Genomic DNA, 26,995 nt, shown 5'->3' on the forward strand with positions numbered 1-26,995 from the left:
CTCGGAGGAGCCCGGTCACACAGCCTGCGCGAACCCCCGCTCGACGTGCACGTCCTCGGCGATGTGCGCGAGGTGCGGCGGGATCTCGCGGCCCTTGGCGAGCATCGACTGCGCCCACAGGCGCCCCGCGCGGTAGGACGACCGCACGAGCGGTCCCGCCAGCACGCCGAGGAAGCCGATACGCTCCGCCTCTTCTTTGAAGGCCACGAACTCGTCCGGCTTCACCCAGCGGGCGACGGGCAGGTGGCGAGGCGTCGGGCGCAGGTACTGCGTGATGGTGATGATGTCGGTGCCGGCATCATGCAGATCGTGCAGCGCCTGGACGACCTCTTCGGGCTCCTCGCCCATGCCGAGGATGAGGTTCGACTTCGTGATGAGTCCCGCGTCGCGGGCGCGGGTGAGCACGCCGAGCGAACGGTCGTAGCGGAACGCGGGGCGGATCCGCTTGAAGATCCGCGGCACGGTCTCGACGTTGTGCGCGAACACTTCGGGCCGGCTCTCGAACACGACGTCCAGCAGCGCCGGATCGCCGTTGAAGTCGGTGGCCAGCAGCTCGACCCCGGTGCCGGGATTGAGCGCGTGAACGCGACGCACGGTCTCGCCGTTGAGCCATGCGCCGCCGTCGGGGAGGTCGTCTCGGGCCACGCACGTGATGGTCGCGTAGCGCAGCTGCATCCGCTGCACGCTCTCGGCGACGCGGCGCGGCTCGTCGGTGTCGTAGTCGGCGGGTTTGCCGGTGTCGATCTGGCAGAAGTCGCAGCGGCGCGTGCACTGCGAGCCGCCGATGAGGAACGTCGCCTCGCGGTCCTCCCAGCACTCGTAGATGTTCGGACAGCCGGCCTCCTGGCAGACCGTGTGGAGCTCTTCGGTCTTCACCAGCGAGTGGAGCGCCTGATACTCGGGGCCCATCTTCGCGCGCGTCTTGATCCACTCGGGCTTGCGCTCGATGGGCGTCTGGGCGTTGCGGACCTCGAGGCGCAGCAGCCGCCGCCCGTCGGGTCCGGTGGCCGGCGACTGTCCGGGCGTGGCGCAGCCGGTCATGCCGCGACCCCCGCGTACTCCGTGTCGAACACGCGGGAGATCGTCGCGACGATGTCGCGCGGCGCGATGTCGGCGCCGATGATCTCGCTGATGGTGGTGACGCCGGCGTCGGTGATGCCGCACGGCACGATGCCGCGGAAGCCGGCCAGCGTGTTGTCGCAGTTGACCGCGAACCCGTGCATGGTCACGCCCTTCTCGACCCGGACACCGATCGCGGCAACCTTGTCCTCCGAGAGAGGTCGGCGCACCCACACGCCGCTGCGGCCCTCGACCTGGTAGCCCTCGACCCCGTGCTCGCGCAGGGCGGCGATGAGGAGACGCTCGATGCGGCGCACGTGCGCGACGACATCGACGGGCTCCGCCAGGCGGACGATCGGGTAGCCGACGAGCTGGCCCGGGCCGTGCCACGTGATCTTGCCGCCGCGGTCCACATCGATCACGGGCGTGCCGTCGGTCGGGCGTTCGTGCGGCTCGGTGCGCTTGCCCGCCGTGTACACCGCCTCATGCTCGAGCAGCAGGAGCGTGTCGGGGCGATCGCCCGCGACGACCTCGGCGTGGACGCGGCGCTGGAGCTCCCACCCGTCCCGGTAGGGGACGTAGGCGGGGGACAGGCCGACGGTCTCGATCGCGAGCATCCGATCTCCTCCGGGTGGATTTCTGGAACGCGTCCAACAATACGCCACCGGAGCGCGGTGTCGGACGCCGCCCCGGCGTCCCGCGGTCTGGGCCGTGTGCCGATACCGTGGAGGGGTGAGCAGCGCCGGCCGTGTGGGAAGACCGAAGGCGTCGTCGCGCGAGACCCTGGCGGAGGCGGCGTGCGAGCTGTTCCTCGAGCGGGGCTTCGAAGCGACGTCGATCGCCGACATCACGTCGCGGGCCGGCGTGAGCCGGTCGAGCTTCTTCAACTACTTCGCGTCGAAGTCCGACATCCTCTGGGCGGGCTTCGACGAGCGCGTCGAGGTCATGGCCCGGCGCCTCGCGGCCACGGGGAGTGGCGCGGGCGACGCGGCGGCGGCGGTCCGCGCGGCGGTCGTGGCGATCGCCGACCGCTTCGTTCCGGACTCCCTGGCGCTCGGGATCGTCAACGCCGCGGCGATGGGACTCGAGGACGAGCTCGAACGCGAGGCATCGCTGCGGCGCAACCGCATCGCGCGAGCCGTCGCCGACCGCTTCACGCGCGCCGGCGCCGACCGGCTGGGCGCCGATGTCGCCGGCGCCGCGTGGGGCGGCGCGGTGCTCGCCGCCATCGATGCATGGGCGCGCGACGGCGCCGGGCGCACCGAGCTCGGCCGCTTCCTCGAGCGCGCCGCTCGTTCGGCCGGGACCGTGGCGACCGCGCCCACGGGGTCCGTCCGTCAGCTGCGGCTCGTCGTGACCGCCCCCGAGCTGGACGACGCCGTGAGCTTCTACCGCGACGCGGCCGGGATGCCCCAGGCCGAGGCGTACGAGGCCGAGGGCGGTGCGCGCGTGGTGATCCTGGACGCCGGCCGCGCCACGCTCGAGCTGTCCAATCCGGCCCAGGTGTCCTACATCGACAGCGTCGAGACCGACGGCGGTGCGCCCAGCGACCGGCTCCGCGTCGCGCTCGAGGTCGACGACGCCGCTGGGGCCGCACGACGGCTCGAGCAGGCCGGCGCCCGCGTCGAGGCCGAGGCGCGCGTGACGCCGTGGCGGTCGCTCAACGCCCGCCTGCGCGGCCCCGCCGATCTGCAGCTCACACTGTTCGAGGAGCTCGGCGACGGCTGACGGGCGCCGCTCGCGACGCGGGCGAGGGCGGCCTCGCCGCCTCGCGTAGAATCGGTGGATCATGGCGACTTTCGGCACCCTCTCCGACCGGCTCACCGAGACCTTCCGCAACCTCCGCACCAAGGGCAAGCTCACGCCCGCGGACGTCGACGGCACGGTGCGCGAGATCCGGCGCGCCCTGCTCGATGCGGACGTCGCGCTCCCGGTCGTCAAGGACTTCACCGCGAAGGTCCGCGAGCGCGCCCTGGGTGACGAGGTCAACCGCGCGCTGAACCCGGCGCAGCAGGTCGTGCAGATCGTCAACGAGGAGCTCGTCGCGATCCTCGGCGGTGAGCAGCGCCGGCTGCGGTTCGCGAAGAACCCGCCGACGGTCATCATGCTCGCGGGCCTCCAGGGGTCGGGCAAGACGACCTTCGCCGGCAAGCTCGCCAAGCAGCTGGAGAAGGACGGCCACACGCCGCTGCTGGTCGCGTGCGACCTCCAGCGCCCCAATGCCGTGAACCAGCTGCAGGTCGTCGCGGAGCGCGCCGGAGCGGCGATCTATGCTCCCGAACCCGGCAACGGCGTGGGCGACCCCGTGAAGGTCGCGCGCGACGGCGTCGAGGTCGCGCGCCGCCAGCAGCACGACACCGTCATCATCGACACCGCCGGTCGCCTCGGCATCGACGAAGAGCTGATGAAGCAGGCCTCCGACATCCGCACGGCGACGAACCCGGACGAAGTCCTCTTCGTCATCGACGCGATGATCGGTCAGGATGCCGTCAACACGGCCAAGGCGTTCCAGGACGGCGTCGACTTCTCGGGTGTCGTGCTCACGAAGCTCGACGGAGACGCGCGCGGCGGTGCCGCGCTGTCCGTCGCGAGCGTGACCGGGCGCCCCATCATCTACGCGTCAACCGGTGAGGGCCTCGACGAGCTCGAGGCGTTCCACCCCGACCGCATGGCGAGCCGCATCCTCGATCTCGGCGACATCCTGACCCTCATCGAGCAGGCCCAGCAGGCGTTCGACGAGGCCGAGGCAATGAAGGTCGCCGAGAAGCTCGCGACCGAGACCTTCACGCTCGAGGACTTCCTCGAGCAGATGCAGCAGATCAAGAAGATGGGCTCGATGAAGAAGATGCTCGGGATGCTCCCGGGCATGGGGTCGATGAAGCAGCAGATCGACGACTTCGACGAGCGCGAGATCGACCGCACCGAGGCCATCATCCGCTCGATGACGCCGGGGGAGCGCCGCAATCCCAAAGTCCTCAACGGCTCGCGGCGCCTGCGCATCGCGCGCGGATCGGGCATGACCGTCACCGACGTCAACCAGCTCGTCCAGCGCTTCGACCAGGCGGCGAAGATGATGAAGACCGTCGCCAGGGGCGGCGTGCCGAACATCCCCGGCATGGGTCCCGTTCCCGGCGCGGGCAAGCCCGGCGGCTCGTCGAAGCGCGGAAACAAGAAGAAGAGCGGCGGCGGTTCGCGTTCGGGCAATCCCGCCAAGCGCGCCGCCGAGAACGCGCAGCTGGCATCGCAGGCGCCGACCACCCCGACCGGCTCGGGCTTCGGCCTGGGCGGGGGTCAGGGCTCCCCGAGCGAAGCGGATCTCGCCGAACTGCAGAAGCTGCTCGGCAAGGGCTGATCCCGTCCGGGTTCAGCGGATGCCGCGGCCCCACAGGATGAGAGGCGTCCGATCCGCGTACGCGCGGTACGCGTCGCCGTAGGCGGCCACCAGGTGCCGCTGCTCGATGTGCGCCTTCGTCGCGAGGACGACGACGAGCAGCACCCACACGACGATGAGCTCGATGCGGGCCCGCCACAGTACCCAGCCGGCGGTGCCGACGAGGATCCCGAGGTAGATCGGATTGCGGGTGAGGCGATACACCCCGCCCGTTCGCAGCGGGGCACCGGGGCGCGGCGCCACCCACGGCACGATGTCGCGGCCGATGGCCAGCAGCCCGGCGACCGCGAGGGCGGCCCCGACCGCCGCCAGCATCGCCGCCAGGACCGTCAGCCACGCCGAGCGCCACACGGGTTCGCCCGGCACGAGGAGCGCGGCCAGCAGCAGGAACTGCGCCGCGACCAGCCAGTCGCCGCGCGTGAGACCGCCGTTCGCCGCGCTCATCGCGCACTCCGCCCGGTGTCCGGGCGGGGCGAGGGCCCGTCGCGGAACTCGCGGATGAGGTGGTGCACGACCGTGCGCAGGTCGCCGCCGGAGGCGTCGGCGACGGCGAGCTGCCGCTCGTAGCTCGCGCCGTCGCGCAGAATCGATTCCACGTCGGCGAACTCCGCGCCGCACGCGAGGTCGTCCGCGACGCCCGCCAGCCGATCGAGCGTGCCGGCCAGATGCTCGCGCACCGGCACCTGCCGGCCGGCGCGGTCGACGATGACGCGCGCATCGAGCCCATAGCGCGCGGCGCGCCACTTGTTCTCGCGCACGAACCACGGCGGCAGCGACGGCAGATCGCGGCCGGCGTCCATCTCGCGGGAGAAGTGCTCGACGAGCGACTGCACGAGGGCGGCGACCGCGGCGAGCTCGGCGAGCGTCGACATCCCGTCGCACGCGCGCACCTCGATGGTGCCCCAGCGGGGCGCGGGGCGGATGTCCCATCGCACCTCGGTGGCGTCCTCCATGACCCCCGTGCGCACCATGTCGTCGAGGTAGGACTCGAACTGCGCCCAGTCGGCGAGCGGCCAGGGCAGCCCCGCGGTGGGGAGCTGCTGGAAGACCAGGGAGCGGTTCGAGGCGTAGCCGGTGCGCTCGCCCGCCCAGAAGGGACTCGATGCCGACAGCGCCTGCAGGTGGGGCAGGTAGGTCGACAGCGCTCCGATCAGAGGGAGGACCTTGGTGACGTCCTCGACGCCGACGTGGACGTGGATGCCCCAGATCATCATGTTGCGGCCCCACCACTGGGTCCGCTCGATCAGCGTGTGATAGCGCGTCTTGTCGCTGACGCTCTGGTCGTACCACTGCGCGAACGGATGGCTCCCGGCGCACAAGAGCGCGATCCCGCGCGGATCGGTGCTCGCGCGCACCGCGGTGATCGCCTCGGCGATGTCGTCGACGGCCGCGGCCACCGACGCGCCGACACCGCTGGTGACCTCGACGGTGTTGGTCAGCAGTTCACCGGTGACGGTGTAGCGCGCGCTCTGCGTCCCCGCGGCCACGGACTCCAGCACCTCGGGCGCGCGAGGGACCAGGTCGCCGGTCTTCTCGTCCGCGAGCATCAACTCCCACTCGAGTCCGACCGACGAACGTTCGGACGCAGCGAACGGCACGATCACGGGGTCAGTCTCGCACGGCGGGCATCGCATCGTCCGCGTGCACGCCGGTTCGCGGCATCCCTCGGGATCTGGCAGAATAGAGGGTCGGACGTGGCGCTCGACCCTCTATCCAGCGCCGATGTCCATCCCAGAGCTTCCGCCGGGTGTGCACCCCACGCTCCCGGACGTCCGGTTCAATCCGCTTTCCACACTTTTCAGGAGAATCGTGGCTGTCAAGATTCGTCTCAAGCGGCTCGGCAAGATCCGTGCCCCGTACTACCGCATCGTCGTCGCCGACTCGCGCACCAAGCGCGACGGTCGCGTGATCGAGGAGATCGGCAAGTACCACCCCACCGAGGAACCCTCGTTCATCGAGGTCGACTCCGACCGTGCGCAGTACTGGCTGAGCGTCGGCGCGCAGCCGACCGAGCAGGTCCGCGCCATCCTCAAGATCACCGGCGACTGGGGCACCTTCACGGGTGACAAGGACGCGAAGTCCACCCTCAAGACCGCCGAGGCCAAGGCCGCCTTCGAGGTCGACGCCGACAAGAAGTCGGTCATCAAGCCGAAGGCCGAGAAGAAGGCCGACGAGCCGGCCGCCGAGGCCGAGGCGCCCGCCGCCGACGAGACCGCAGAGTAGTGCTCGCCGCCGCGCTCGAGCACGTCGTCAAGGGGATCGTGGATCACCCGGACGACGTCAGCATCCAGTCCTCCTCGTCGCCGCGCGGGGACGTGCTCGAGGTGCACGTCCACGCCGACGACCGTGGACGGGTCATCGGGCGCGGCGGCCGCACGGCCAAGGCGCTGCGCACGCTCATCTCCGCTCTGGCCGATGGCCGCCGCGTGCGCGTCGACGTCGCGGACGACTGACGTGACGGACAACGAGGCCGGAAAGGCCGCGAGCGGTCGCGCCCGCGCGACCCCGCCGGCCGGCAAGACCCAGCTGCGCGTCGGGCGGCTCGTCAAGGCCCATGGCCTCAAGGGCGCCCTCAAGCTGGAGCTGTACACCGACGACCCCGAAGGGCGCTTCGTCCCCGGCGCCGTCTTCACGCTGCAGGTCCCGGAGTCGTCGCCGTGGCACGGCAAGCCGCTGACGGTGCGAGAGTTCAAGTGGATGAACTCCCATCCCGTGGCCTTCTTCGACGGCGTCGACGACCGCAATGCCGCCGAGGAGCTCGTGCGCGCCATCCTCTGGATCGACGAGGACGCCGCAGCCTCGCCGGCCGAGGACGACGCCTGGTACGACCACCAGCTCGTGGGACTGGACGTCATCCGCGACGGTGCGACCGTGGGGCGCGTGATGCGCGTGGACCACATGCCCGCACAGGATCTGCTGGTCGTGCGCGTCGACGCCGATCGCGAAGTGCTGGTCCCCTTCGTGAAGGCCATCGTCCCCGACGTCGACATCGCCGCCGGGCGCGTGATCGTGACGCCTCCGACGGGACTGTTCGAGGACGTCGCCGACGAGGACACCGGACCCGATCGGCCGGACGAGGCCGCGACCGGGAACGACGCGCCCAGCGCCGATCCTTCGCGCTGATCCGGCGCGCAAGGCATCCCTAGACTTCCCCCATGCGCATCGACATCGTCACGATCTTCCCGGCGTTCTTCGATGTGCTGGACGTCTCGCTGATCGGCAAGGCGCGCGACCGCGGCATCCTGGACCTGCACATCCACGACCTGCGGGCATGGACGCACGATCGCCACCGGACCGTCGACGACACGCCCTACGGGGGCGGTGCCGGCATGGTCATGAAGCCCGAGCCGTGGGGCGAGGCGCTGGACGCCGTCCTCTCGCCCGACGCCCTCCTGCTGGTCCCGTCGCCCGCCGGCGAGCGGTTCACGCAGGCCATGGCGCGCGAGCTCGCGGGGGAGCAGCAGCTGGTCTTCGCGTGCGGACGCTACGAGGGCATCGACCAGCGTGTCGTCGATCACTACGCCGCGCGCGGCCGCGTGCGGCTGATCAGTCTCGGCGACTACGTGCTCAACGGCGGCGAAGTCGCCGCGATGGCCGTCATCGAGGCGACCTCGCGCCTCGTGCCCGGCGTCGTCGGCAATCCCGACAGTCTCGTCGAGGAATCCCATGAGGACGGACTGCTGGAATACCCCAGCTACACCAAGCCGGCCGTCTGGCGCGGACTCGAGGTCCCCTCCGTGCTCCTGAGCGGCAACCACGGCGCCATCGAGCGCTGGCGCCGAGAGCAGAGTCTCGAGCGCACGCGGCGTCACCGCCCGGACCTGCTCGAGTAGCGCCGACGGTCGCGTCCCGACATACTCCATTGAGGACCCGTCCCGTGCGACACGTGCTCGTTACCGGGGGGAAACCCGCGCGATGTCCGTTCGCGCAAGAGTGGTCCTGATCATCTGCGAAAGGACGATGGCTATGCGCCGTGCCAAGATCGTCGCCACGCTGGGGCCTGCGACAGCCAGCTACGACACCGTCGAACAGCTGGTGAGGGCGGGCCTCGACGTCGCCCGCATCAACCGGAGCCACGGCGACTACGCCGACCACGAGCAGGCCTACGCCTACGTCCGGCGCGCCAGCGACACCACCGGCAGGGCGGTGGGCATCCTCGTCGACCTGCAGGGCCCCAAGATCCGTCTCGCACGATTCGTCGACGGCCCGCATCAGCTGGCGCCCGGCGACGAGTTCACGATCACCGCGGAGGACGTTCCGGGCACCAAGGAGATCTGCGGCACCACGTACCCGGATCTCGCGAAGGACGTCGAGCCCGGTGACACGCTGCTCATCGACGACGGCAAGGTCCGCCTGCGCGTCCTCGACACGGACGGCGTGCGCGTGCGCACGGAAGTCGTCGTCGGCGGCCCGGTGTCGAACAACAAGGGGATCAACCTGCCCGGTGTGGCCGTGAGCGCGCCCGCGCTGAGCGAGAAGGACGAGGCGGACCTGCGCTGGGCGCTTCGCCTCGGCGCCGACATCGTCGCCCTGTCGTTCGTGCGCAGCGCCAAGGATGCGATCCGCGCGCGGGTGATCATGGCGGAGGAGGGACGGGACGTCCCGCTCTTCGCCAAGATCGAGAAGCCCGAGGCCGTCGACCACCTGCAGGAGATCATCGACGCCTTCGACGGCGTCATGGTCGCCCGCGGCGACCTGGGCGTGGAGCTCCCCCTGGAGATGGTCCCGCTCGTGCAGAAGCGGGCGATCGATCTCGCCCGCCGCTGGGCCAAGCCCGTCATCGTGGCGACCCAGATGCTCGAGTCCATGATCGACAACCCCGTCCCCACGCGCGCCGAGACCTCGGACGTCGCCAACGCGGTGCTCGACGGCGCCGACGCGGTCATGCTGTCGGGCGAGACGAGTGTGGGAGCGCACCCGGTCACCGTCGTGGAGACGATGGCGCGGATCGTGTCCTCCACCGAGCGCGAGGGACTCTCGCGCATTCCCGAGCTCGGCACCAAGCCGCGCACGCAGGGGGGTGCGATCACGCTCGCGGCGATCAGCATCGCCGATTTCGTCGGCGCGCGCTACGTGTGCGTCTTCAGCCAGTCGGGCGACTCGGCGCGCCGCATGTCGCGGCTGCGGCACGAGGTGCCGATCCTGGCCTTCACGGACCTGCCCGGGACCCGTTCCCGCAGCGCCGTGATCTGGGGGGTCGAGACGTACCTGGTCCGGCGCGGCAAGACCACGGACGAGCTGCTCGGCATCCTGGACGAGACGCTGCTGTCGAGCGGCCGCGCACAGGTCGGCGACCGCGTCATCATGACCGCCGGCGCCCCTCCCGGGATCGCGGGTTCGACCAACGACGTCCGTGTGCACACGGTCGGAGCGGGATCCGCCGAAGTCCTCCGCTGACGCCGCCGCCCGTCCGCGCCGCCCCGCGAGGGCGGTGCGTGAAGGCGACGCGCGCGCATGGGTAGTGTGGAGTGCCGAGAGGAGACTGTGTGGAGACCTGGCCAGGATCGGCTTATCCGCTGGGTGCGACGTTCGACGGCAACGGAACGAACTTCGCCCTGTTCAGCGAGGGCGCCGAGCGCGTCGAACTGTGCCTGTTCGGCGACCGCGGCAAGGAGACCCGCGTTCCGCTGGTCGAGGTGGACGCGTTCGTGTGGCATGCCTACCTGCCCAACGTCGGACCGGGGCAGCGATACGGCTATCGCGTGCACGGGCCGTACGACCCGCCGAACGGCCAGCGCTTCAACCCCAACAAGCTGCTGCTCGACCCGTACGCCAAGGCGGTCGACGGTCAGGTGGCATGGGGCCAGCCGGTGTTCGGCTACGACTTCGGTGCGCCCGACTCGCGCAACGACTCCGACTCGGCGACGTCGATGATGAAGGGCGTGGTCGTCAACCCGTTCTTCGACTGGGCGGGCGACCGCCACCCGAAGACGCCGTACGCCGAGTCGTTCATCTACGAGGCGCACGTCAGGGGGCTCACGCAGCTGCATCCCGACATCCCCCACGAGATCCGCGGGACGTACAGCGCCATCGCCCACCCGGCGATCATCGACCACCTGCTGCGACTGGGCGTGACGGCGATCGAGCTCATGCCGGTGCACCAGTTCGTCAACGACTCGACGCTGCAGGAGAAGGGCCTGTCGAACTACTGGGGCTACAACACCGTCGCCTTCTTCGCGCCGCAGAACACGTACGCCGCCACCGGCCAGCGCGGCAATCAGGTCCAGGAGTTCAAGGGCATGGTCCGCGCGCTGCACAGCGCGGGCATCGAGGTCATCCTCGACGTCGTCTACAACCACACCGCCGAGGGGAACCATCTCGGCCCCATGCTGTCGATGCGCGGGATCGACAACGAGGCGTACTACCGCCTCGAGCAGAACGACAAGCGGTACTACACCGACTACACCGGGACGGGGAACAGCCTCAACGTCGGCAACCCGCACGCGCTGCAGCTGATCATGGACTCGCTGCGGTACTGGGTGCTCGAGATGCACGTCGACGGCTTCCGATTCGACCTGGCCTCGGCCCTCGCCCGCGAGTTCTACGACGTCGACCGGCTGGCGACCTTCTTCGAGCTCGTGCAGCAGGACCCGGTGGTCTCGCAGGTCAAGCTCATCGCCGAGCCGTGGGACGTCGGGCCCGGCGGGTACCAGGTCGGCAACTTCCCGCCGCAGTGGACGGAGTGGAACGGCAAGTACCGTGACACCGTCCGCGACTTCTGGCGAGGCGAGCCCCAGGCGCTCGGCGAGTTCGCCTCGCGGCTGACCGGCTCCGCCGACCTGTACGCGCATTCGGGGCGCTGGCCGGTGGCGTCCATCAACTTCGTCACGGCCCACGACGGCTTCACGCTGCGCGACCTGGTCTCGTACAACCGCAAGCACAACAAGGCCAACGGCGAGGACGGCCGGGACGGCGAAGACCACAACCGGTCGTGGAACCACGGCGTCGAGGGCCCCACCGACGATCCCCGGATCCTCACGCTGCGCGCGCGGCAGCAGCGCAACTTCATCGCGACGCTGCTGCTGAGCCAGGGGGTTCCGATGCTGCTCCACGGCGACGAGCTGGGGCGCACGCAGCAGGGCAACAACAACGGCTACGCGCAGGACAACGAGCTGACGTGGATCGACTGGGACAGCGCCGATCAGCCGCTCATCGAGTTCACCGCCGCCCTCGCGCGACTGCGGCGGGAGCATCCGACCTTCCGCCGGCGGCGCTTCTTCAACGGCCGCCCCGTGCGGCGCGAGGAGGGCGAGCCGGTGCCCGACATCGTCTGGCTCCGGCCCGACGGCACCATCATGCAGCCCGAGGACTGGGACTCCGGCTTCGGACGCGCGATCGGCGTCTTCCTCAACGGCGACGGCATCCGCGAGCGCGACCGCCGGGGCGATGAGATCGAGGACGAGCACTTCGTGGTCCTGTTCAACGCCGGCGAGGAGGACGTCTCGTTCCACGTCCCCGAGGTCGAGTTCAGCCCGCGGTGGGACGTGCTCGTCGACACGGCCGGCGAGCTGGCCGGCGTCGGCCCGATCGAGCAGGGCGGCACCGTGAAACTCCACGCCAAGGCGCTGGTGGTTCTGTGCGAGCATGATGAGCAGGGCGACGTCGAGACCGACCACTCGGTGGCCGCATCTCTGGCCCACGCGCTCACGGGTGCGATCGAGGTCGTTCCCGGTCACGCCCCGAAGATGGAGGTCGATCGCTCGTCGTGACACCCTCGTCGACGTATCGTCTGCAGATCCGGTCGGGATTCGATCTGGATGCGGCGGCCGACGTCGCCGGGTACCTCCGCGACCTGGGCGCGGGATGGGCCTACACCTCGCCGCTGCTCTCCTCCGCGTCGGGCAGCGACCACGGATACGACGTCGTCGACCCCACCCGGGTGGACGCCGCGCGCGGCGGACCGGAAGGTCTCGGCCGGTTCTCGGCCGCGGCGCGCGCGGCGGGACTGGGCATCCTCGTCGACATCGTCCCCAACCACATGGGCATCGCGCGACCGAGCGAGAACCGGTGGTGGTGGGATGTCCTCGCACGCGGCCGGGCGTCCCGGTTCGCCGAGGCCTTCGACATCGACTGGGACCACGGCGACGGGAGGATCCGGCTCCCGATCCTCGGCGCGCCCCTGGACGAGGTGCTCGAGGACATCCGCATCGACGTCGGCGCCGGCGTGGCCCGCTACTTCGACCAGGAGTTCCCGCTGGCTGCCGGCACGTTCGACGACGTCCCGTCGGACGCGACGGCGGAGCCCGGGCGCGTGCGGGCGGTGCTCTCCCGCCAGCATTGGGAGCTCGTGTACTGGCGCGACGCCGAGACCGCGCTGAACTACCGTCGGTTCTTCACCGTGACGGGTCTGGCGGGCCTGCGGGTCGAGGTGCCGTGGGTGTTCGATGAGGCGCACGGCGAGATCCTGCGGTGGATGCGCGAGGGCCTCGTCGATGGACTGCGCATCGACCACCCGGACGGGCTGGCCGACCCGGGCGGGTATCTCGAAAGGCTCGCCTCGGCGACCGGCGGCGCGTACGTGGTGGTCGAGAAGATCCTCGAGCACGCCGCGACCGAGCACCCCGAGCCGCTTCCGCCGTGGTGGGAGACCGATGGCACGACCGGCTACGACGCGATGGCCGAGGTCGACCGCGTGCTCGTCGATCCCGCGGGAGAAGGGGCTCTCGCCGACCTCGACGCACGCCTTTCGGGGGGCGCAGCGCAGACGTGGGACGACCTCATCCACGGCACCAAGCGCACGATCGCCGACACCGAGCAGCATGCCGAGGTGCTGCGACTCGTGCGCTGCCTCGACGATCCGATCGCGGGAGCCCAGGACGCGCTCGCCGAGCTCCTCGCGTGCTATCCGGTGTACCGCTCGTACCTTCCGGCGGGCCGAGAGCGTCTCGCGACGGCGGCAGCGGAGGCGGCGCGGCGGCGCCCGGATCTCACGGACGTGATCGCGCGACTCGTCCCGCTGCTGGCGGACCCGGACCGCGAGATCGCCCGTCGCTTCCAGCAGACGACCGGCCCGGTGATGGCCAAGGGTGTGGAGGACACGGCGTTCTACCGCTGGACCCGCCTCGGGACGCTGACCGAGGTCGGGGGAGACCCGTCGGTGTTCTCGCTGTCCGTCGACGGCCTGCACCGGGCGCTCGCCCGCCGCCAGTCCGCGTGGCCGAACGCGCTGACGGCGCTGACGACGCACGACACCAAGCGCAGTGAAGACGTCCGCGCGCGGCTGTCGGTGATCGCCGAGCTCCCGCAGCAGTGGGCCCTGGCGCTCGATCGCCTGCGCTCGATCGCGTCCTGCGGCGACGGCGCCTTCGACGCGTTGGTGTGGCAGGCCGTCATCGGCACGTGGCCGGCCACGCCGGAGCGGCTGCACGCCTACGTCGAGAAAGCGGCGCGCGAGTCGGGCGCCCACACCGACTGGCTGTCGCCCGACCCGGCGTTCGAGGAGCGCGTGCACGCCGTCGTGGATGCCGCGTTCGGCCCCGCTCGGAGCGTCGTCGAGGAGTTCGTGCTCGCGATCCGGGATCACGGCTGGTCGAACTCGCTCGCCGCCAAGACGATCCAGCTGGCCGGCCCCGGGGTCCCGGACGTCTACCAGGGCACGGAGCTGTGGGACCTGTCGCTCGTGGATCCGGACAACCGTCGTCCCGTGGACTTCGCGCGCCGGCGCGAGCTGCTGGCCGGACTCGACGCCGGATGGCTGCCGCCCGTGGACGACGGCGGCGCCGCGAAGCTGCTCGTCACGTCCCGCGTGCTCCGGGCGCGCCGAGACCGGCCCGACCTCTTCCGGCGGTACACGCCGATGGAGGTCGTGGGCGACGCCGCCGGACACGCCGTGGCTTTCGACCGCGGTGGCGCCCTGGCGCTGGCCACGCGCCTGCCGGCGGGGCTGGCGGCGCGCGGCGGCTGGGGCGACACGACGCTCCTCCGGCACTCCGGTCCGACGGTCGACGCCTTCACCGGACGCCGCTTCGAGGGCTCGGCGGTGGCGGTCGCGGACGTGCTCGCGACGTATCCGGTGGCGCTGCTGCTTCCGGCGTGAGGAGATGACGATGATCGAGGTCTGGGCACCGCGCACGGCGAGCGTCCGCTTGCGACGGCCGGGGCACGCCGACGTCGACATGGCGCGGCATCCGTCACGGCCCGGAGCATGGCGGTGCGACGTCCTGCTCGCGGACGGCGACGAGTACGGCTTCGTGCTCGACGGATCCGACGCGGCGCGGCCGGATCCGCGCTCGCGGCGCCAGCCGCGCGGCGTGCACGACCTGTCCGCCCATGTCCGGCCGGACCGCTTCGCGTGGACGGATGCCGCGTGGACGGGGCGCCCGCTCGCGGGCGGTGTCGTCTACGAGATGCACGTCGGGACGTTCACGCCCGAGGGGACGCTCGATGCCGCCGCAGGCCGGCTCGACCACCTGCTCGCGCTCGGGGTGACGCACGTGGAGCTGCTGCCGGTGAACGCCGTCAACGGCGTGTGGAACTGGGGCTACGACGGCGTGCTCTGGTACGCCGTCCACGAGCCGTACGGCGGCCCCGACGGCTACCGGCGGTTCGTGGACGCCGCACACGCGGCGGGCATCGCCGTGGTGCAGGACGTCGTGTACAACCACCTGGGCCCCAGCGGGAACTACCTGCCCGAGTTCGGACCGTACCTGCGCCGGCAGGGCATGACGAGCTGGGGCGAGAGCATCGACCTCGACGAACCCGAAGTCCGGTCGTACATCCTCGACAACGTCCGGATGTGGTTCGAGGAGTACCACGTCGATGCGCTGCGCCTGGACGCCGTCCACGCGCTCGCGGACACCGGACCGGTCCACATCCTCCGGGAGATGGCCGAGACCGCCGACGCCCTCTCCGCCCACCTGCAGCGGCCCCTCACGCTCATCGCCGAATCCGACATGAACGATCCGACGCTGATCCTTCCGCGCGAGGCCGGGGGGTACGGCCTGACCGCGCAGTGGAGCGACGACTGGCACCACGCGGTGCACGTGCTGCTGACCGGCGAGACCGCCGGCTACTACGAGGACTTCGCCGATCCCGGTGCCCTGGCGAAGGTCTGGACGCGGGGGTTCTTCCACGACGGCACGTTCTCATCGTTCCGCGGCCGCGGCCACGGACGTCCCGTCCCCCCTGACGTCCCGGCCTGGCGTCTGGTGACCTTCGCGCAGGACCACGACCAGATCGGCAACCGCGCGACCGGCGACCGGCTCTCGCAGTCACTGCCGCCCGACCGACTCGCCGTGGCGGCGGTGCTCACTCTCACGGCGCCGGGCACCCCCATGCTGTTCATGGGCGAGGAATGGGGTGCGTCCACCCCGTGGCAGTTCTTCACCTCCCACCCCGAACCCGAACTCGGCGAGGCGACCGCGCGCGGGCGCATCGCCGAGTTCGCGCGCATGGGGTGGGATGAATCGCAGGTGCCCGATCCGCAGGACCCGGAGACGTTCCGGCGGTCCGTCCTGCGGTGGGGCGAGGCGGGCGGCGGCGACCACGCGCGGCTGCTGGGGCTCTACCGGGACCTGGCGCGGCTGCGCCGCGAGCGGCCCGAGCTCACCGACCCGTCGACGTCATCGCTCGGCGCCGAGGACGTGGCGTGGACGGATGCGTCCCACCGGGCCGTGCGCCTGGCGCGCGGCGGCCTGGCGGTGCTGGTCAACCTCACCGACGACGTCGTGACCTTCGACGGCGTCGGCGCGGTGCTCCTGCAGACCCGGACGACGACGCCGAGGGAGGGCGCGTCGCTGTCGCTCCCGCCCGATTCGGCGGCGGTGGTCGAGTCGGTGCGCTAGTCGACGCCGAGGAACGAACGGTCCGTCAGCACGATCGGCCCGTCGTCGGTGATCGCGACGGTGTGCTCGGAGTGGGCGCCGCGGGAGCCGTCGGCGCTGCGCAGCGTCCAGCCGTCGGCATCCGTGATCAGTTCGTCGGTGGTCGCCAGGAACCACGGCTCGAGGGCGACCACGAGTCCCGCACGCAGCGGATAGCCGCGTGCCGGCTTGCCGTCGTTGGGGACGTGCGGGTCGCCGTGCATGACGCGCCCGACGCCGTGGCCGCCGAAGTCGGTGTTGATCGAGTAGCCGTCGGCGTGCGCGATCTGCGCGATGGCATGCGAGATGTCGCCGATGCGGTTGCCGACCACGGCGGCGTCGATGGCGGCGCCCAGGGCGCGCTCGGTGGTGTCGATGAGGGCGAGATCCTCGTCGCGGGCGGTGCCGACGACGAACGAGATGGCCGAATCGGCGACCCAGCCGTCGATGGAGACGGCGAAGTCGAGCGACACCAGATCGCCGTCCTCGAGGTCGTAGTCGTGCGGCAGCCCGTGCAGCACGGCATCGTTGACCGACGTGCAGATGACCTTCCCGAAGGGGCTCGCGCCGAACGACGGGTGGTAGTCGATGTAGCACGACGTGGCGCCCGCGCGGCGGATCAGGTCGTGGGCGCGGCGGTCGATCGCGAGGAGGTTGGTGCCCACCTTCGTCTCATCGCGCAGGGTGGCCAGGGTCTCGGCGACGAAGCGTCCGGCCGGGCGCATCGCATCGATCTCCGCCGGGGTGCGCAATTCGATCATGGGGTGGTGTCCTCTCGTCCTCTTCATTCTGTCGGACGCGCCCGTCCGGAACTGTGAGGTTGCCCGGTGTCGTCGCAGGACCCGGCGACAGGCCGCCGCGACGAGCGTACGATCGGAGGCATGTGGCTGCGTCGCGCGTTCTTCGTCTGGATGATCCCGGCCGCGTTCGTGCTGCCGCTGTGGCTGCTCATCGGGTGGGCCGTCACGGGAGCCGGAGCGTGGGCCTTCCTGTGGGTGCTGTTCCTCGCCATTCCGGGGGTGTTCGTGTGGCAGCTCCTCCTGACGCTTCTGGTGCGCGCCCGCGGCACGGTGCGCGCCCACCGGGCCGTCTCGTGGTGGGACGTGCTCGGATTCGCCGTGTGGCATGCCCTCGTCATCGCGCTCGGCTTCTTCGACCCCGCGTGGTGGGGTGCGGCCTTCGTCGTCGCGATCGTGGTCGGCGTCGGGCTGTTCTGGCTGTCGCTGTGGCAGCTCTGGCGCGAGGCGCGACCGACCGGCGCGTTCGTCCGCGTGTCCGAGGGGATGACCTACCTCTCGGCCGACGATCGGACCCGGGCCGAGCCGCAGCGCGAGCCGCAGGTGATCATCGTCAACGAGAAGCACGATCCCGCGGCCTGATCCGGTTTGGCGGCGGCGCGTGTCCGTGGCAGAATGGACTCTTGTGCCCTGACCAGGCTCTGCCTCAGGGGAGCCGTCGAGCGGTCCGTCCGCCGGCCTCGGGTACACCACTTCCTTTCCAACACGTTCCGCGATCGACCTGTGGCGGTCGCAGAGAGACACGATCATGCAGATCCTCGACTCCGTCGACGCAGCATCGCTGCGTTCGGACATCCCCGCGTTCGCTCCCGGTGACACCGTCAAGGTGCACGTGAACATCACCGAGGGCAACCGCTCGCGCATCCAGGTCTTCCAGGGTGTCGTCATCGGCCGTTCGGGCGACGGCATTCGCGAGACCTTCACGGTCCGCAAGATCAGCTTCCAGGTGGGCGTCGAGCGCACCTTCCCGGTGCACAGCCCGTCGATCGACCACATCGAGATCGTGACCCGTGGCGACGTCCGCCGCGCCAAGCTGTACTACCTGCGCAACCTCCGTGGCAAGAAGGCCAAGATCAAGGAGAAGCGCGAGAACTGAATCTCGTCCTCGAAGAGCCCCGGTCCCCTCGGACCGGGGCTCTTCCTCGTCGGGCGACAGGGCCGGCGCGGTCGGTTCCGCGATCGCGTGTGGCACCCTTGAGAGGCGGTCGTGTGCGCGGCCGGCTCGCGGAAGGAACGGGATGACCAGCGAGAAGGCCGCGGTGTCGTCGGCGCAGACCGGGACGGATGCCGCCGGGAGCGGCGCCCGCACATCGCGACGACGGGGATGGCTGGGATTCGCGCGCGACGTCCTGGTGATCGTCCTCATCGCGCTGCTCGTGTCGTTCCTGGTGAAGACGTTCGTCGTGCGGTCCTTCTACATCCCGTCGGGATCGATGGAGGACACCCTCGAGATCCGCGACCGGATCCTCGTCGACGAGGTGACGCCCCGCTTCGGGGCCTACGACCGCGGCGACGTCGTGGTCTTCCGCGATCCCGGGGGCTGGCTCCCGGTCAGCGTGGAGCCGCCGCGGCCCCCGGCCGTGGAGGCGATCGACTGGGTGCTGTCGCTCGTGGGGCTGTCGGCGCCCGACAGCGACGATCACCTGGTCAAGCGCGTCATCGGCCTGCCCGGCGACCACGTCGTGTGCTGCAACGCCCTGGGGCAGATCACGGTCAACGGCACTCCGATCGACGAGACCGACTATCTCAAGCTCCCGACCGCCGAGTCCGCGGCATCCGCCGACGACTTCGACGTCGTGGTTCCGGCCGACAGCCTGTGGGTGCTCGGCGACAACCGCTACCGGTCGAAGGACTCGCGCTACAACACCGACCAGCCGGGCAAGGGGTTCGTCCCGATCGAGAACGTCGTGGGCCGCGTCTTCCTGATCACGTGGCCGTTCGATCGCTTCGGGCTCGTCGACTTCCACCACGAGGACTTCTCGGGCGTCCCCGACGCCGCTGCCCAGCCGGACACCGAAGCGGCGCCGTGACGGTCGCGCAGCCCCGCCTCACGCTGGAACGCCGGCTGCTGGCCGACAACGCCGTCGTGATCGCCTGCGACGAGGTCGGGCGCGGGGCGCTGGCGGGTCCGGTCGCGGTCGGCGCGGTCGCGCTCGACGCGCCACGGGCGCGCAAGCGCGTCCCGCAGGGGCTGCGGGACTCCAAGCTCGTCCCCGAGGCCCGGCGAGCCGATGTCGCCGAGCGGGCAGGCAGGTGGGTTGCGGCCAGCGCCGTGGGCTGGGCCAGTTCGAGCGAGATCGACGAGGTCGGGATCATGCGGGCGCTCGGGATCGCATGCCTGCGCGCGATCGAGGAGCTGCGCGGCCAGGGGATCGTCGCCGAGGACGGCATCGTCCTCCTCGACGGGAACTACGACTACATCAGCCCGGCCGGAGGGCGCGCTCTGCAGGTGCATCCGGTCATCAAGGCCGACCGAGACTGCGCGAGCGCCGCCGCGGCATCCGTCCTGGCGAAGGTCGCGCGCGACCGCGTCATGGTCGAGCTCGACCAGGAGCTGCCGGTGTACGGCTGGGCGCGGAACAAGGGCTACGCGAGCGCCGACCACCGCGCGGCCATCCGGGAGCACGGGCTGAGTCCGCATCATCGTTCGTCGTGGGCGATCGCCGACGCACCGACGCTCTTCTGACGGAGTCCTAGGATGGAGAGACCATGGATGACGACGTCTTCGAAGACTACGATCGCGAGCTCGAGCTGGCCCTGTACAAGGAGTACCGCGACGTCGTCTCGCAGTTCCAGTACGTGATCGAGACAGAGCGCCGGTTCTACCTCGCCAACGAGGTGAACGTCGTCCGCAAGGACACCGAGCACGACTTCTATTTCGAGATCGCGATGAACGACGTGTGGGTGTGGGACATCTACCGCGCGGACCGCTTCGTGAAGTCGGTGCGGGTGCTGACGTTCAAGGACGTCAACATCGAAGAGCTGCAGCGACGGGACTTCCAGCTGCCCGAGGAGCTGTCGCTCGACAGCTGAGCGGCGACCGTCCGTCCCGCCGCCGGTTCGCCCGCATCTCCTCCCCATCCCGGACCAGGCACCCGTCCGTCCACAGGCGCGCCCGTCCGCCCGTTCGCGTGCCTGTGGACGCGCGATGCTCTCGGCATGGCAGACAAGGACCACCTCGGGCGGGCGGGCGAAGAGCGCGCGGCGCAGTACCTGATCGAACGCGGGTACACGATCCTCGATCGGAACTGGCGATGCCGGCACGGTGAGATCGACCTCGTGGCCGCGGTCGGCGCCGACCTCGTGGTCGTCGAGGTCAAGACGCGGCGCGGGCAGGCGTTCGGACATCCGTGGTCCGCCGTCGACGCGCGCAAGCAGGCACGCCTGTGGCGCCTGGCCGCGGCATGGGCGGCGGCGCACCCGGAGCGAGCGCGAGGGCGTCGGCTGCGACTGGACGCGATCGGCATCGTCGGGCGGGACCCGCGCACGGCTCCCGTGGAGCATCTGGCCGGGATCGACCCGCTGTGACCGTCGCGCGCACGTGGGCGGCGGCGCTGTCCGGCCTCGATGTCGGCATCGTGGCGGTCGAAGCCGATCTGTCGAACCAGACCCCCGGCTTCCACATCATCGGCCTCGCCGACCGGGCGATCGGAGAGGCGGCGCAGCGGGTGCGCAGCGCGTGCGCGAACAGCGGCCTGAGCCTGCCGCGACGCCGCGTCACGGTCAACCTGTCTCCCGCCAGTCTGCCCAAACACGGTGCGGGCTTCGACGTCGCGGTCGCGGTGGCGGCGCTCGCGACCGAGACGCCGGTGGATCGCGCGTCGATCGGCTCGACGCTGCACCTGGGGGAGCTCGGACTCGACGGCCGGCTGCGGCCGGTCGCCGGCGTGCTTCCCGCTGTCCACGCGGCCGCGCGCGCCGGTATCCGCCGTGCCGTGGTGCCGAGCGGCAATCGACATGAAGCGGCGCTCGTGGACGGCGTGGACGTTCTCGGTGCGACGACGCTGGCCGAGGTCGCGGCGTGGCACGGCGCCGATGTCGAGGTCCCGGCCGCCGAACCGATCCCCGCGGCGCGGGCGGACGACGCACCGGCGCCGCCTCCGGACCTCGCCGACGTCATCGGGCAGCGGGAGGCGGTGGACGCCCTCGTGGTTGCGGCGGCGGGTGGGCACAACATGCTCATGTGCGGTCCGCCCGGGGCGGGGAAGACGATGCTCGCCCGGCGCCTGCCCGGGCTGCTGCCCGATCTCGACGACGACGCCGCGCTGGCGGTGGCCTCCGTCCGGTCCCTGGCCGGGGCGACGGTCACCGAGATCTCGCGCGTGCCGCCCTTCGAGGCGCCCCACCACAGCGCGAGCGTCGCTGCGCTCGTGGGCGGCGGATCGCGGGTGATCCGCCCGGGCGCGATCGCGCGCGCGTCAGAGGGCGTGCTGTTCCTCGACGAGGCGGGTGAGTTCGCGGCCCCGGCTCTCGACGCGCTGCGCCAGCCGCTCGAGACGGGGGAGATCCGCATCGATCGCGCGGGCGTCACGGCCACGTTCCCCGCCCGCGTGCAGCTGCTGCTCGCGACGAACCCGTGCCCGTGCGGCAACCACGGCATCCGCGGATCCGAATGCGTGTGCCCGCCCGCGGCCATCCGTCGGTACCTCGGCAGACTGTCGGGGCCCATGCGTGACCGCATGGACGTGGAGCTGACGCTGACCCGCGTCACATCCGCCCACGCCGGCGGTGGCACGCCACCGATCAGCACGGCGCGGGCGCGAGCGCGGGTCCTGGGCGCGCGGGAGCGTGCGGCGGAGCGGCTGGCCGCGACGCCCTTCCGCAGGAACGCCGACGTGCCGGGCGCGTGGCTGCGCGACGGCCCGTATGCGCCTTCGCCCGTGGTCCGGCGGCCGCTGGATGCGGCGCTTCAGCGCGGGGCCCTGACACTGCGCGGCTATGACAGGGTGCTGCGCATCGCGTGGTCGGTGGCCGACCTCGACGGAGCGTCGCAGCTGGGCCCGCACCACGTCGGCCGTGCTCTGTTCCTCAAGAAGGGCATCGCGTCGTGAGCGGGCTGCTGCTGTCGCCGAGCGAGGTGCGCGCGGCCGTGCAGGGCGTGCGGATGGGCGCACTCGGCGATGACGAGGTCACGGATGCGTACGCATGGGCCGTCTGGTCGGTGCTCGCCGAGCCCGGGGACGGCGTCGCCGGCCGCCTGATCGGCGCGGTCGGAGCCGAAGCGGCGCTCGGGGTGGTCGTGCGGGGCGATCGGGCTGCGCCGTCGTCGGCCGAGATCGATGCGAGCGAACTGTCCCGCGCGCTCGGGCGGTGGACGCCCCGGCTGTCGGCGGACGCCGTGCGGGCGGCGCTGCGGGCCGCCGCGCTGGCGGGTGTCGCGCTGGTGACCCGTTCGGATCCGGTGTGGCCGCGGCGCGTGCTCGATCTGGGCGCGCACGCGCCCCTGTGCCTGTGGGTGCGCGGCGACCCGCGTGCGCTGCTCGCGGACCCCGGTGTCGCGCTGGTCGGAGCACGCGCCGCCACCTCGTACGGCGAGCACGTCGCGATGGAGCTCGCCGCCGACCTGGCGGCAGGCGGCATCGGGGTGGTCTCGGGCGGCGCCTACGGCATCGACGGCGCCGCGCATCGAGCCGCGCTGAGCGCGCGCGGAACGACCATCGCCCTGTCGGCGGGCGGCGTGGACCGGCCCTACCCGGCGGGTCACGCCGCCCTCTTCGACCGCATCGCGGCGAACGGCGCGGTCGTCGCGGAGGTCCCGTGCGGCGCCGCCCCGACCAAATGGCGATTCCTGCAGCGGAACCGAACGATCGCCGCCCTGGCGAGCGCGACCGTGGTCGTCGAGGCCGGGTCGCGCAGCGGCTCGCTGAACACGGCCGGCCACGCCGCAGCCCTGGGACGGCCGCTGGGCGCGGTGCCGGGGCCCGTCACGAGCGCGGCGTCCGTCGGCACGCATCGCCTGCTGCGCGAGTACGGTGCCGAATGCATCACCGGGGCCGACGACGTGCGGGAGCTGCTGGGCTGGAGATCGTCGATGGATCGTTCCGGGGCCGGCGGGCAGCGCTCGCCCGAGGCGACGCGCGTCCTCGATGCGCTGGCGACGAGGTCTCCGCGCTCGACCGAGGACATCGCGGCGCGCAGCGGGATGTCGCCGGCGGACGTCGAGTCGGCACTCGGGGTGCTCGAGCTCGACGGTGCCGCAGTGCGCACGGTCCACGGATGGCGTTCTGCCGTGCGGCGGCACCGGTGACCGCCGCGGCCGGTGCGTCGCTCGCGGCGACGACGGGACGGGCAGGCATGCTGGGGGCATGCGCATCTCCGCCGCGGCAGAGGACTACGCCGAGTACGTGACCCGGGTGCGACGGCTGTCCGCGGCGACGGTCCGCGCCTACCGGTCCGATCTCGCCGATCTCGCCCGGTCCACGGGCGACCCGGAGCTGGACCGGATGGGCCTGGAGGATCTGCGCGAGTGGCTGTGGGTCGCGACGCAGCGCGGCGACGCCCGCTCGACGCTCGCGCGGCGGACCGCCTCTGCCCGGGGATTCTTCGCGTGGGCGGTCGAGCAGGGGCGCCTGGACGCCGACCCCAGCCTGCGGCTCGTCGCGCCGAAGCGAGGACGCACCCTTCCCAAGGTCGCGCCGGCCGAGCAGATCGGCGCGCTCCTCGATGCCCTCGCCGCGCGCGCGGCCGACGGCGATCCCTCCGCCTTGCGCGACCACGCGGCCCTCGAGCTGCTGTACGGAGCAGGCATCCGCGTGAGCGAGCTGTGCGGACTCGACGTCGACGACCTCGACCGTTCCCGCCGCACCGTGCGCGTCATGGGAAAGGGCGCGAAGGAGCGCGTCGTGCCCTTCGGCCTGCCCGCCCTCGAGGCCGTCGACGCGTATCTCGTACGCGGCCGACCCGCACTCGTCGCGCGGCGGGACGGCGAGGCCGGACGCGCGCTCTTCGTGGGCGTGCGCGGGGGCCGGCTCGGACCGCGCGCGGTGTACGACACGGTCTCGCGGGCGCTCGGGCCGATCGTCGGGGGCGCCGCCGGACCCCACTCGCTCCGGCACTCGGCGGCGACGCATCTGCTCGACGGCGGCGCGGATCTGCGCAGCGTGCAGGAGCTGCTCGGACACGCGAGTCTGGGCACGACGCAGATCTACACCCATGTCTCGGGGGAGCGTCTTGCCGCGACCTACCGGCTCGCGCATCCGCGCGCCTGACGCCCCGCGGGCCCCGAGCGGTTCAGCAGCACGGCAGCAGGACGGCGCGGGGCACGCCGCCGAGGAGACTCAGCGGATTGAGATACTCGTCGTCCAGGCGGATGCCGACGTGCAGTGTGCCCGGATCGGCGTGCCCGCCCACGGCGACCGCACCCACCGGAGTGCCCGCTCGCACGCGCTCACCGGGAGCGACGGCGGCATCGACCGGCTCGAGAGTGGTGACCAGGCCGCCGCCATGCCGGATCGTCACGAGCGGCCGATCCCCGACGCGGCCCGAGAACGCGATGATGCCGTCGGCGGGCGCGCGGACGACGGAGCCGGGCGCAGGCCGGACGTCCACGCCGCGATGGCCGGCGCCGTAGCGATGGGCGGGCGCGACGTAGCCGCGTTCGAGACGGAACGCCTCGACCGGCCATGACCACGCGACGGCGGCGAACGTGCCGGCGTCCGGCGCTGCACGCGCGGAGGCGGCCGCGGCGGGGACGCCGGTGGAAGCGGCGCCGGCCAGGATCAGGGCCAGGGCCGCGGCTCGCCGAAGGTGCGCGGGAACGCGTCGTGCGCTGATGGTCCGGGGTCGCATGGGGCCATCCTGCGCGGGCCCGCCGCCGCGCGGGCCGGCGGTCGCGCGGTCGGTGGACAGCCCGCCCGATCCGGCGACGGGGGAGGGGACGCCGGCTGGTACACTTGAGGTCGCATCCCGCTCGTCGGGATGACTACGCGTGCCCAGAGCGCGGCAGTGATCCGTGAGGATCCCGCCGCGCGGCATCCACTCCCACCGGTCCCCGAGCGATCTCGGGGCGGGCGTGTGCCGGGCACCAGGAACGTCGCACTCGCGTGCGATACGAACGCAACCGCAAAAAGGCGCATCGCGCCGGAACAGGAGAACGGCCATGGCCGTCGTCACCATTCGCCAGCTGCTCGACAGCGGCGTCCACTTCGGACACCAGACCCGCCGGTGGAACCCGAAGGTCAAGCGCTTCATCCTCACGGAGCGCAGCGGCATCCACATCATCGACCTGCAGCAGTCGCTGTCCTACATCGACAAGGCGTACGAGTACGTCAAGGAGACCGTCGCCCACGGCGGCACCATCCTCTTCGTCGGCACGAAGAAGCAGGCCCAGGAGATCATCGCCGAGCAGGCGACCCGCGTCGGCCAGCCCTTCGTCAACGAGCGCTGGCTCGGTGGCCTCCTCACCAACTTCGCCACGGTGAGCAAGCGCCTGGCGCGCATGAAGGAGCTCGAGGAGCTCGACTACGACGACCCGGCGGCGAGCGGCTTCACCAAGAAGGAGCTTCTGATCAAGAAGCGCGAGCTCGACAAGCTGCACAAGTCGCTCGGCGGCATCCGCAACATGTCGAAGACGCCGTCGGCGATCTGGGTCGTCGACGCCAAGCGCGAGCACCTCGCCATCGACGAGGCCAAGAAGCTCGGCATCCCCGTGATCGGCATCCTCGACACCAACGCCGACCCCGACGAGTTCCAGTACCCGATCCCCGGCAACGACGACGCGATCCGCTCGGTCTCGCTGCTCACGCGCATCGTCGCGGACGCCGCGGCCGAGGGCCTCATCCAGCGTCACCAGCCCGCCGACGAGGCCGAGGCCGCCGAGCCGCTCGCCGAGTGGGAGCGCGAGCTCCTCGAGCAGCCTGCGCCGGAGCAGTCGTCGGCCGAGACCGAGAAGGTCGCCGACGAGGCCGAGGCCAAGGCCGAGGCCGAGGAGATCGTGGCCGAGGCGCAGGCCGCCGAGGAGCAGGCCGCGACCGAGTCGGACGACGACGCCGCCGGCGCCGCGGCCGCCGCGAAGTAACCAGGGGAAACGACACCGTTTCCGTCTCGGCGGGGCGCGTCAGCCGGCGCGCCCCGCCGAGGCACCCAAGAGAACTGAGAACAACAAGGAGCCGCCACCCATGGCAAACTTCACGATCGCGGACATCAAGGCGCTGCGCGAGCAGCTGGGCACGGGCATGGTCGACACCAAGAAGGCGCTCGAGGAGGCCGACGGCGACGTCGAGAAGGCCGTCGAGATCCTGCGCCTGAAGGGCGCGAAGGGCAACGCCAAGCGCGCCGACCGCTCGACGAGCGAGGGCCTCGTGGCCGCTCGCGAGGTCGCCGGCCAGGTCACGCTGGTCGAGCTCGCCTGCGAGACCGACTTCGTCGCGAAGAACGACCGCTTCATCGCCCTGGCCGACAAGGTGGCCGACGCCGTCGCCGCCGCTTCGGCCGACTCGGTCGAGACCGCCCTCGCCGCCGACGCCGGCGGCAAGACCGTCGACCAGCTCATCCAGGACGAGGCGGCCATCATCGGCGAGAAGGTCGAACTCCGTCGCGCGCGCACGCTCACGGGCGACAAGTTCGAGGTCTACCTCCACAAGACCAGCAAGGACCTTCCCCCGCAGGTCGGCGTCGTGCTGGCCTACTCGGGCGACGACGCCGAGACCGCGCGCAGCATCGCTCAGCACATCTCGTTCGCCAACCCCTCCTTCCTCAGCCGCGACGAGGTCCCCGAGGCCGACGTCGAGAAGGAGCGCGAGATCGTCACCGAGATCTCGCGTGCCGAGGGCAAGCCCGAGGCCGCGCTGCCGAAGATCGTCGAGGGACGCGTCAACGCCTTCTTCAAGCAGGTCTCGCTGCTCGACCAGGACTACGCCAAGGACAACAAGCAGTCCGTGGCCAAGGTCGCGCAGGATGCCGGACTCACCCTGACCGGCTTCGCCCGCTTCAAGGTCGGCGCGTAACAC

26 protein-coding genes and 1 pseudogene are annotated in these 26,995 nt (G+C 71.5%); 21 read left to right on the forward strand and 6 right to left on the reverse strand.

Annotated elements, in window-relative coordinates:
* Nucleotides 1-15: 15 nt before the first annotated feature.
* On the reverse strand, nucleotides 16-1,041 hold the full coding sequence (lipA, locus tag P0L94_03835) for a lipoyl synthase (GenBank protein WES65207.1): 1,026 nt from the start codon (nucleotides 1,039-1,041) through the stop codon (nucleotides 16-18).
* Nucleotides 1,038-1,676, reverse strand: coding sequence for a lipoyl(octanoyl) transferase LipB (gene lipB / locus P0L94_03840; protein ID WES65208.1), 639 nt, complete (start codon nucleotides 1,674-1,676; stop codon nucleotides 1,038-1,040). The genes lipA and lipB overlap by 4 nt, the downstream gene beginning before the upstream one ends.
* 115 nt (nucleotides 1,677-1,791) lie before the next feature.
* On the opposite strand from lipB, the gene P0L94_03845 reads away from it, so the two are divergent.
* Both P0L94_03845 and ffh read left to right on the forward strand, forming a co-directional pair.
* A complete protein-coding gene (locus P0L94_03845; GenBank protein ID WES65209.1) occupies nucleotides 1,792-2,787 on the forward strand; it encodes a TetR family transcriptional regulator in 996 nt (331 codons plus the stop codon).
* 61 nt (nucleotides 2,788-2,848) lie between these two features.
* A pseudogene (ffh, locus tag P0L94_03850) lies at nucleotides 2,849-4,159 on the forward strand (signal recognition particle protein).
* A 264-nt stretch (nucleotides 4,160-4,423) separates the two neighbouring features.
* On the opposite strand, the gene P0L94_03855 reads toward ffh, so the two are convergent.
* Together P0L94_03855 and P0L94_03860 are read right to left on the reverse strand one after the other, a co-directional pair.
* A complete protein-coding gene (locus P0L94_03855; GenBank protein WES65210.1) occupies nucleotides 4,424-4,894 on the reverse strand; it encodes a methyltransferase in 471 nt (156 codons plus the stop codon).
* Nucleotides 4,891-6,054 carry a glutamate--cysteine ligase gene (locus P0L94_03860; GenBank protein ID WES65211.1) on the reverse strand — a complete coding sequence of 388 codons (1,164 nt, stop codon included), beginning with the start codon at nucleotides 6,052-6,054 and terminating at the stop codon, nucleotides 4,891-4,893. The genes P0L94_03855 and P0L94_03860 overlap by 4 nt, the downstream gene beginning before the upstream one ends.
* Before the next feature lie 205 nt (nucleotides 6,055-6,259).
* Between P0L94_03860 and rpsP the strand changes: the two genes are divergently transcribed.
* From rpsP to treZ, 8 genes are all read left to right on the forward strand, one after another.
* Nucleotides 6,260-6,673 carry a 30S ribosomal protein S16 gene (gene rpsP / locus P0L94_03865; GenBank protein ID WES65212.1) on the forward strand — a complete coding sequence of 138 codons (414 nt, stop codon included), beginning with the start codon at nucleotides 6,260-6,262 and terminating at the stop codon, nucleotides 6,671-6,673.
* Nucleotides 6,673-6,903 carry an RNA-binding protein gene (locus tag P0L94_03870; protein WES65213.1) on the forward strand — a complete coding sequence of 77 codons (231 nt, stop codon included), beginning with the start codon at nucleotides 6,673-6,675 and terminating at the stop codon, nucleotides 6,901-6,903. The genes rpsP and P0L94_03870 overlap by 1 nt, the downstream gene beginning before the upstream one ends.
* A 1-nt stretch (nucleotide 6,904) precedes the next feature.
* Nucleotides 6,905-7,573, forward strand: coding sequence for a ribosome maturation factor RimM (gene rimM / locus P0L94_03875; protein WES65214.1), 669 nt, complete (start codon nucleotides 6,905-6,907; stop codon nucleotides 7,571-7,573).
* A gap of 32 nt (nucleotides 7,574-7,605) precedes the next feature.
* Entirely contained in the window at nucleotides 7,606-8,283 is a 678-nt protein-coding gene (trmD, locus tag P0L94_03880) for a tRNA (guanosine(37)-N1)-methyltransferase TrmD (GenBank protein ID WES65215.1), read from the forward strand.
* 133 nt (nucleotides 8,284-8,416) lie between these two features.
* On the forward strand, nucleotides 8,417-9,847 hold the full coding sequence (gene pyk / locus P0L94_03885) for a pyruvate kinase (protein WES65216.1): 1,431 nt from the start codon (nucleotides 8,417-8,419) through the stop codon (nucleotides 9,845-9,847).
* Nucleotides 9,848-9,936: 89 nt separating this feature from the next.
* A complete protein-coding gene (gene glgX, locus P0L94_03890) occupies nucleotides 9,937-12,159 on the forward strand; it encodes a glycogen debranching protein GlgX (GenBank protein WES65217.1) in 2,223 nt (740 codons plus the stop codon).
* Nucleotides 12,156-14,486 carry a malto-oligosyltrehalose synthase gene (gene treY, locus P0L94_03895; GenBank protein WES65218.1) on the forward strand — a complete coding sequence of 777 codons (2,331 nt, stop codon included), beginning with the start codon at nucleotides 12,156-12,158 and terminating at the stop codon, nucleotides 14,484-14,486. The genes glgX and treY overlap by 4 nt, the downstream gene beginning before the upstream one ends.
* 10 nt (nucleotides 14,487-14,496) lie before the next feature.
* Entirely contained in the window at nucleotides 14,497-16,233 is a 1,737-nt protein-coding gene (gene treZ, locus P0L94_03900) for a malto-oligosyltrehalose trehalohydrolase (protein ID WES65219.1), read from the forward strand.
* On the opposite strand, the gene map is transcribed toward treZ, so the two are convergent.
* Nucleotides 16,230-17,012, reverse strand: coding sequence for a type I methionyl aminopeptidase (map, locus tag P0L94_03905; GenBank protein ID WES65220.1), 783 nt, complete (start codon nucleotides 17,010-17,012; stop codon nucleotides 16,230-16,232). The two genes, treZ and map, sit on opposite strands and share 4 nt — an antisense overlap.
* A gap of 120 nt (nucleotides 17,013-17,132) precedes the next feature.
* Here map and P0L94_03910 point away from each other — a divergent pair, with 120 nt between their 5' ends.
* The 9 genes from P0L94_03910 (at nucleotide 17,133) to P0L94_03950 (ending at nucleotide 24,256) form a co-directional block, all read left to right on the forward strand.
* Nucleotides 17,133-17,630, forward strand: a complete 498-nt coding sequence (locus P0L94_03910) for a hypothetical protein (protein ID WES65221.1) — start codon at nucleotides 17,133-17,135, stop codon at nucleotides 17,628-17,630.
* Nucleotides 17,631-17,796: 166 nt separating this feature from the next.
* A complete protein-coding gene (rplS, locus tag P0L94_03915; protein ID WES65222.1) occupies nucleotides 17,797-18,144 on the forward strand; it encodes a 50S ribosomal protein L19 in 348 nt (115 codons plus the stop codon).
* 142 nt (nucleotides 18,145-18,286) lie between these two features.
* Nucleotides 18,287-19,078 (forward strand): signal peptidase I, encoded by a 792-nt coding sequence (gene lepB / locus P0L94_03920; protein ID WES65223.1) that lies wholly within the window; start codon nucleotides 18,287-18,289, stop codon nucleotides 19,076-19,078.
* On the forward strand, nucleotides 19,075-19,734 hold the full coding sequence (locus P0L94_03925; protein WES65224.1) for a ribonuclease HII: 660 nt from the start codon (nucleotides 19,075-19,077) through the stop codon (nucleotides 19,732-19,734). The genes lepB and P0L94_03925 overlap by 4 nt, the downstream gene beginning before the upstream one ends.
* A gap of 23 nt (nucleotides 19,735-19,757) precedes the next feature.
* A complete protein-coding gene (locus P0L94_03930) occupies nucleotides 19,758-20,081 on the forward strand; it encodes a DUF2469 family protein (protein WES65225.1) in 324 nt (107 codons plus the stop codon).
* A gap of 126 nt (nucleotides 20,082-20,207) precedes the next feature.
* Nucleotides 20,208-20,576: a YraN family protein gene (locus P0L94_03935; GenBank protein WES65226.1), complete on the forward strand. Its 369-nt coding sequence runs from the start codon at nucleotides 20,208-20,210 to the stop codon at nucleotides 20,574-20,576.
* On the forward strand, nucleotides 20,573-22,099 hold the full coding sequence (locus P0L94_03940; protein WES65227.1) for a YifB family Mg chelatase-like AAA ATPase: 1,527 nt from the start codon (nucleotides 20,573-20,575) through the stop codon (nucleotides 22,097-22,099). Before P0L94_03935 ends, P0L94_03940 begins: the two co-directional genes overlap by 4 nt.
* The gene (gene dprA / locus P0L94_03945) at nucleotides 22,096-23,295 is read left to right on the forward strand and encodes a DNA-processing protein DprA (GenBank protein WES65228.1); all 1,200 of its coding nucleotides are present in this window, start codon (nucleotides 22,096-22,098) and stop codon (nucleotides 23,293-23,295) included. Before P0L94_03940 ends, dprA begins: the two co-directional genes overlap by 4 nt.
* A 58-nt stretch (nucleotides 23,296-23,353) precedes the next feature.
* Nucleotides 23,354-24,256, forward strand: a complete 903-nt coding sequence (locus P0L94_03950; GenBank protein WES65229.1) for a tyrosine recombinase XerC — start codon at nucleotides 23,354-23,356, stop codon at nucleotides 24,254-24,256.
* 22 nt (nucleotides 24,257-24,278) lie between these two features.
* Here the strand turns inward: P0L94_03950 and P0L94_03955 are convergent, their stop codons facing one another.
* The gene (locus P0L94_03955) at nucleotides 24,279-24,836 is read right to left on the reverse strand and encodes a M23 family metallopeptidase (protein ID WES65230.1); all 558 of its coding nucleotides are present in this window, start codon (nucleotides 24,834-24,836) and stop codon (nucleotides 24,279-24,281) included.
* A gap of 310 nt (nucleotides 24,837-25,146) precedes the next feature.
* Between P0L94_03955 and rpsB the strand changes: the two genes are divergently transcribed.
* Nucleotides 25,147-26,064, forward strand: a complete 918-nt coding sequence (gene rpsB / locus P0L94_03960) for a 30S ribosomal protein S2 (GenBank protein WES65231.1) — start codon at nucleotides 25,147-25,149, stop codon at nucleotides 26,062-26,064.
* Nucleotides 26,065-26,164: 100 nt separating this feature from the next.
* The gene (tsf, locus tag P0L94_03965) at nucleotides 26,165-26,992 is read left to right on the forward strand and encodes a translation elongation factor Ts (GenBank protein ID WES65232.1); all 828 of its coding nucleotides are present in this window, start codon (nucleotides 26,165-26,167) and stop codon (nucleotides 26,990-26,992) included.
* The last annotated feature ends 3 nt before the right edge of the window (nucleotides 26,993-26,995 follow it).

Source organism: Microbacter sp. GSS18 (assembly GCA_029319145.1).
Classification (GTDB): Bacteria; Actinomycetota; Actinomycetes; order Actinomycetales; family Microbacteriaceae; genus Microbacterium.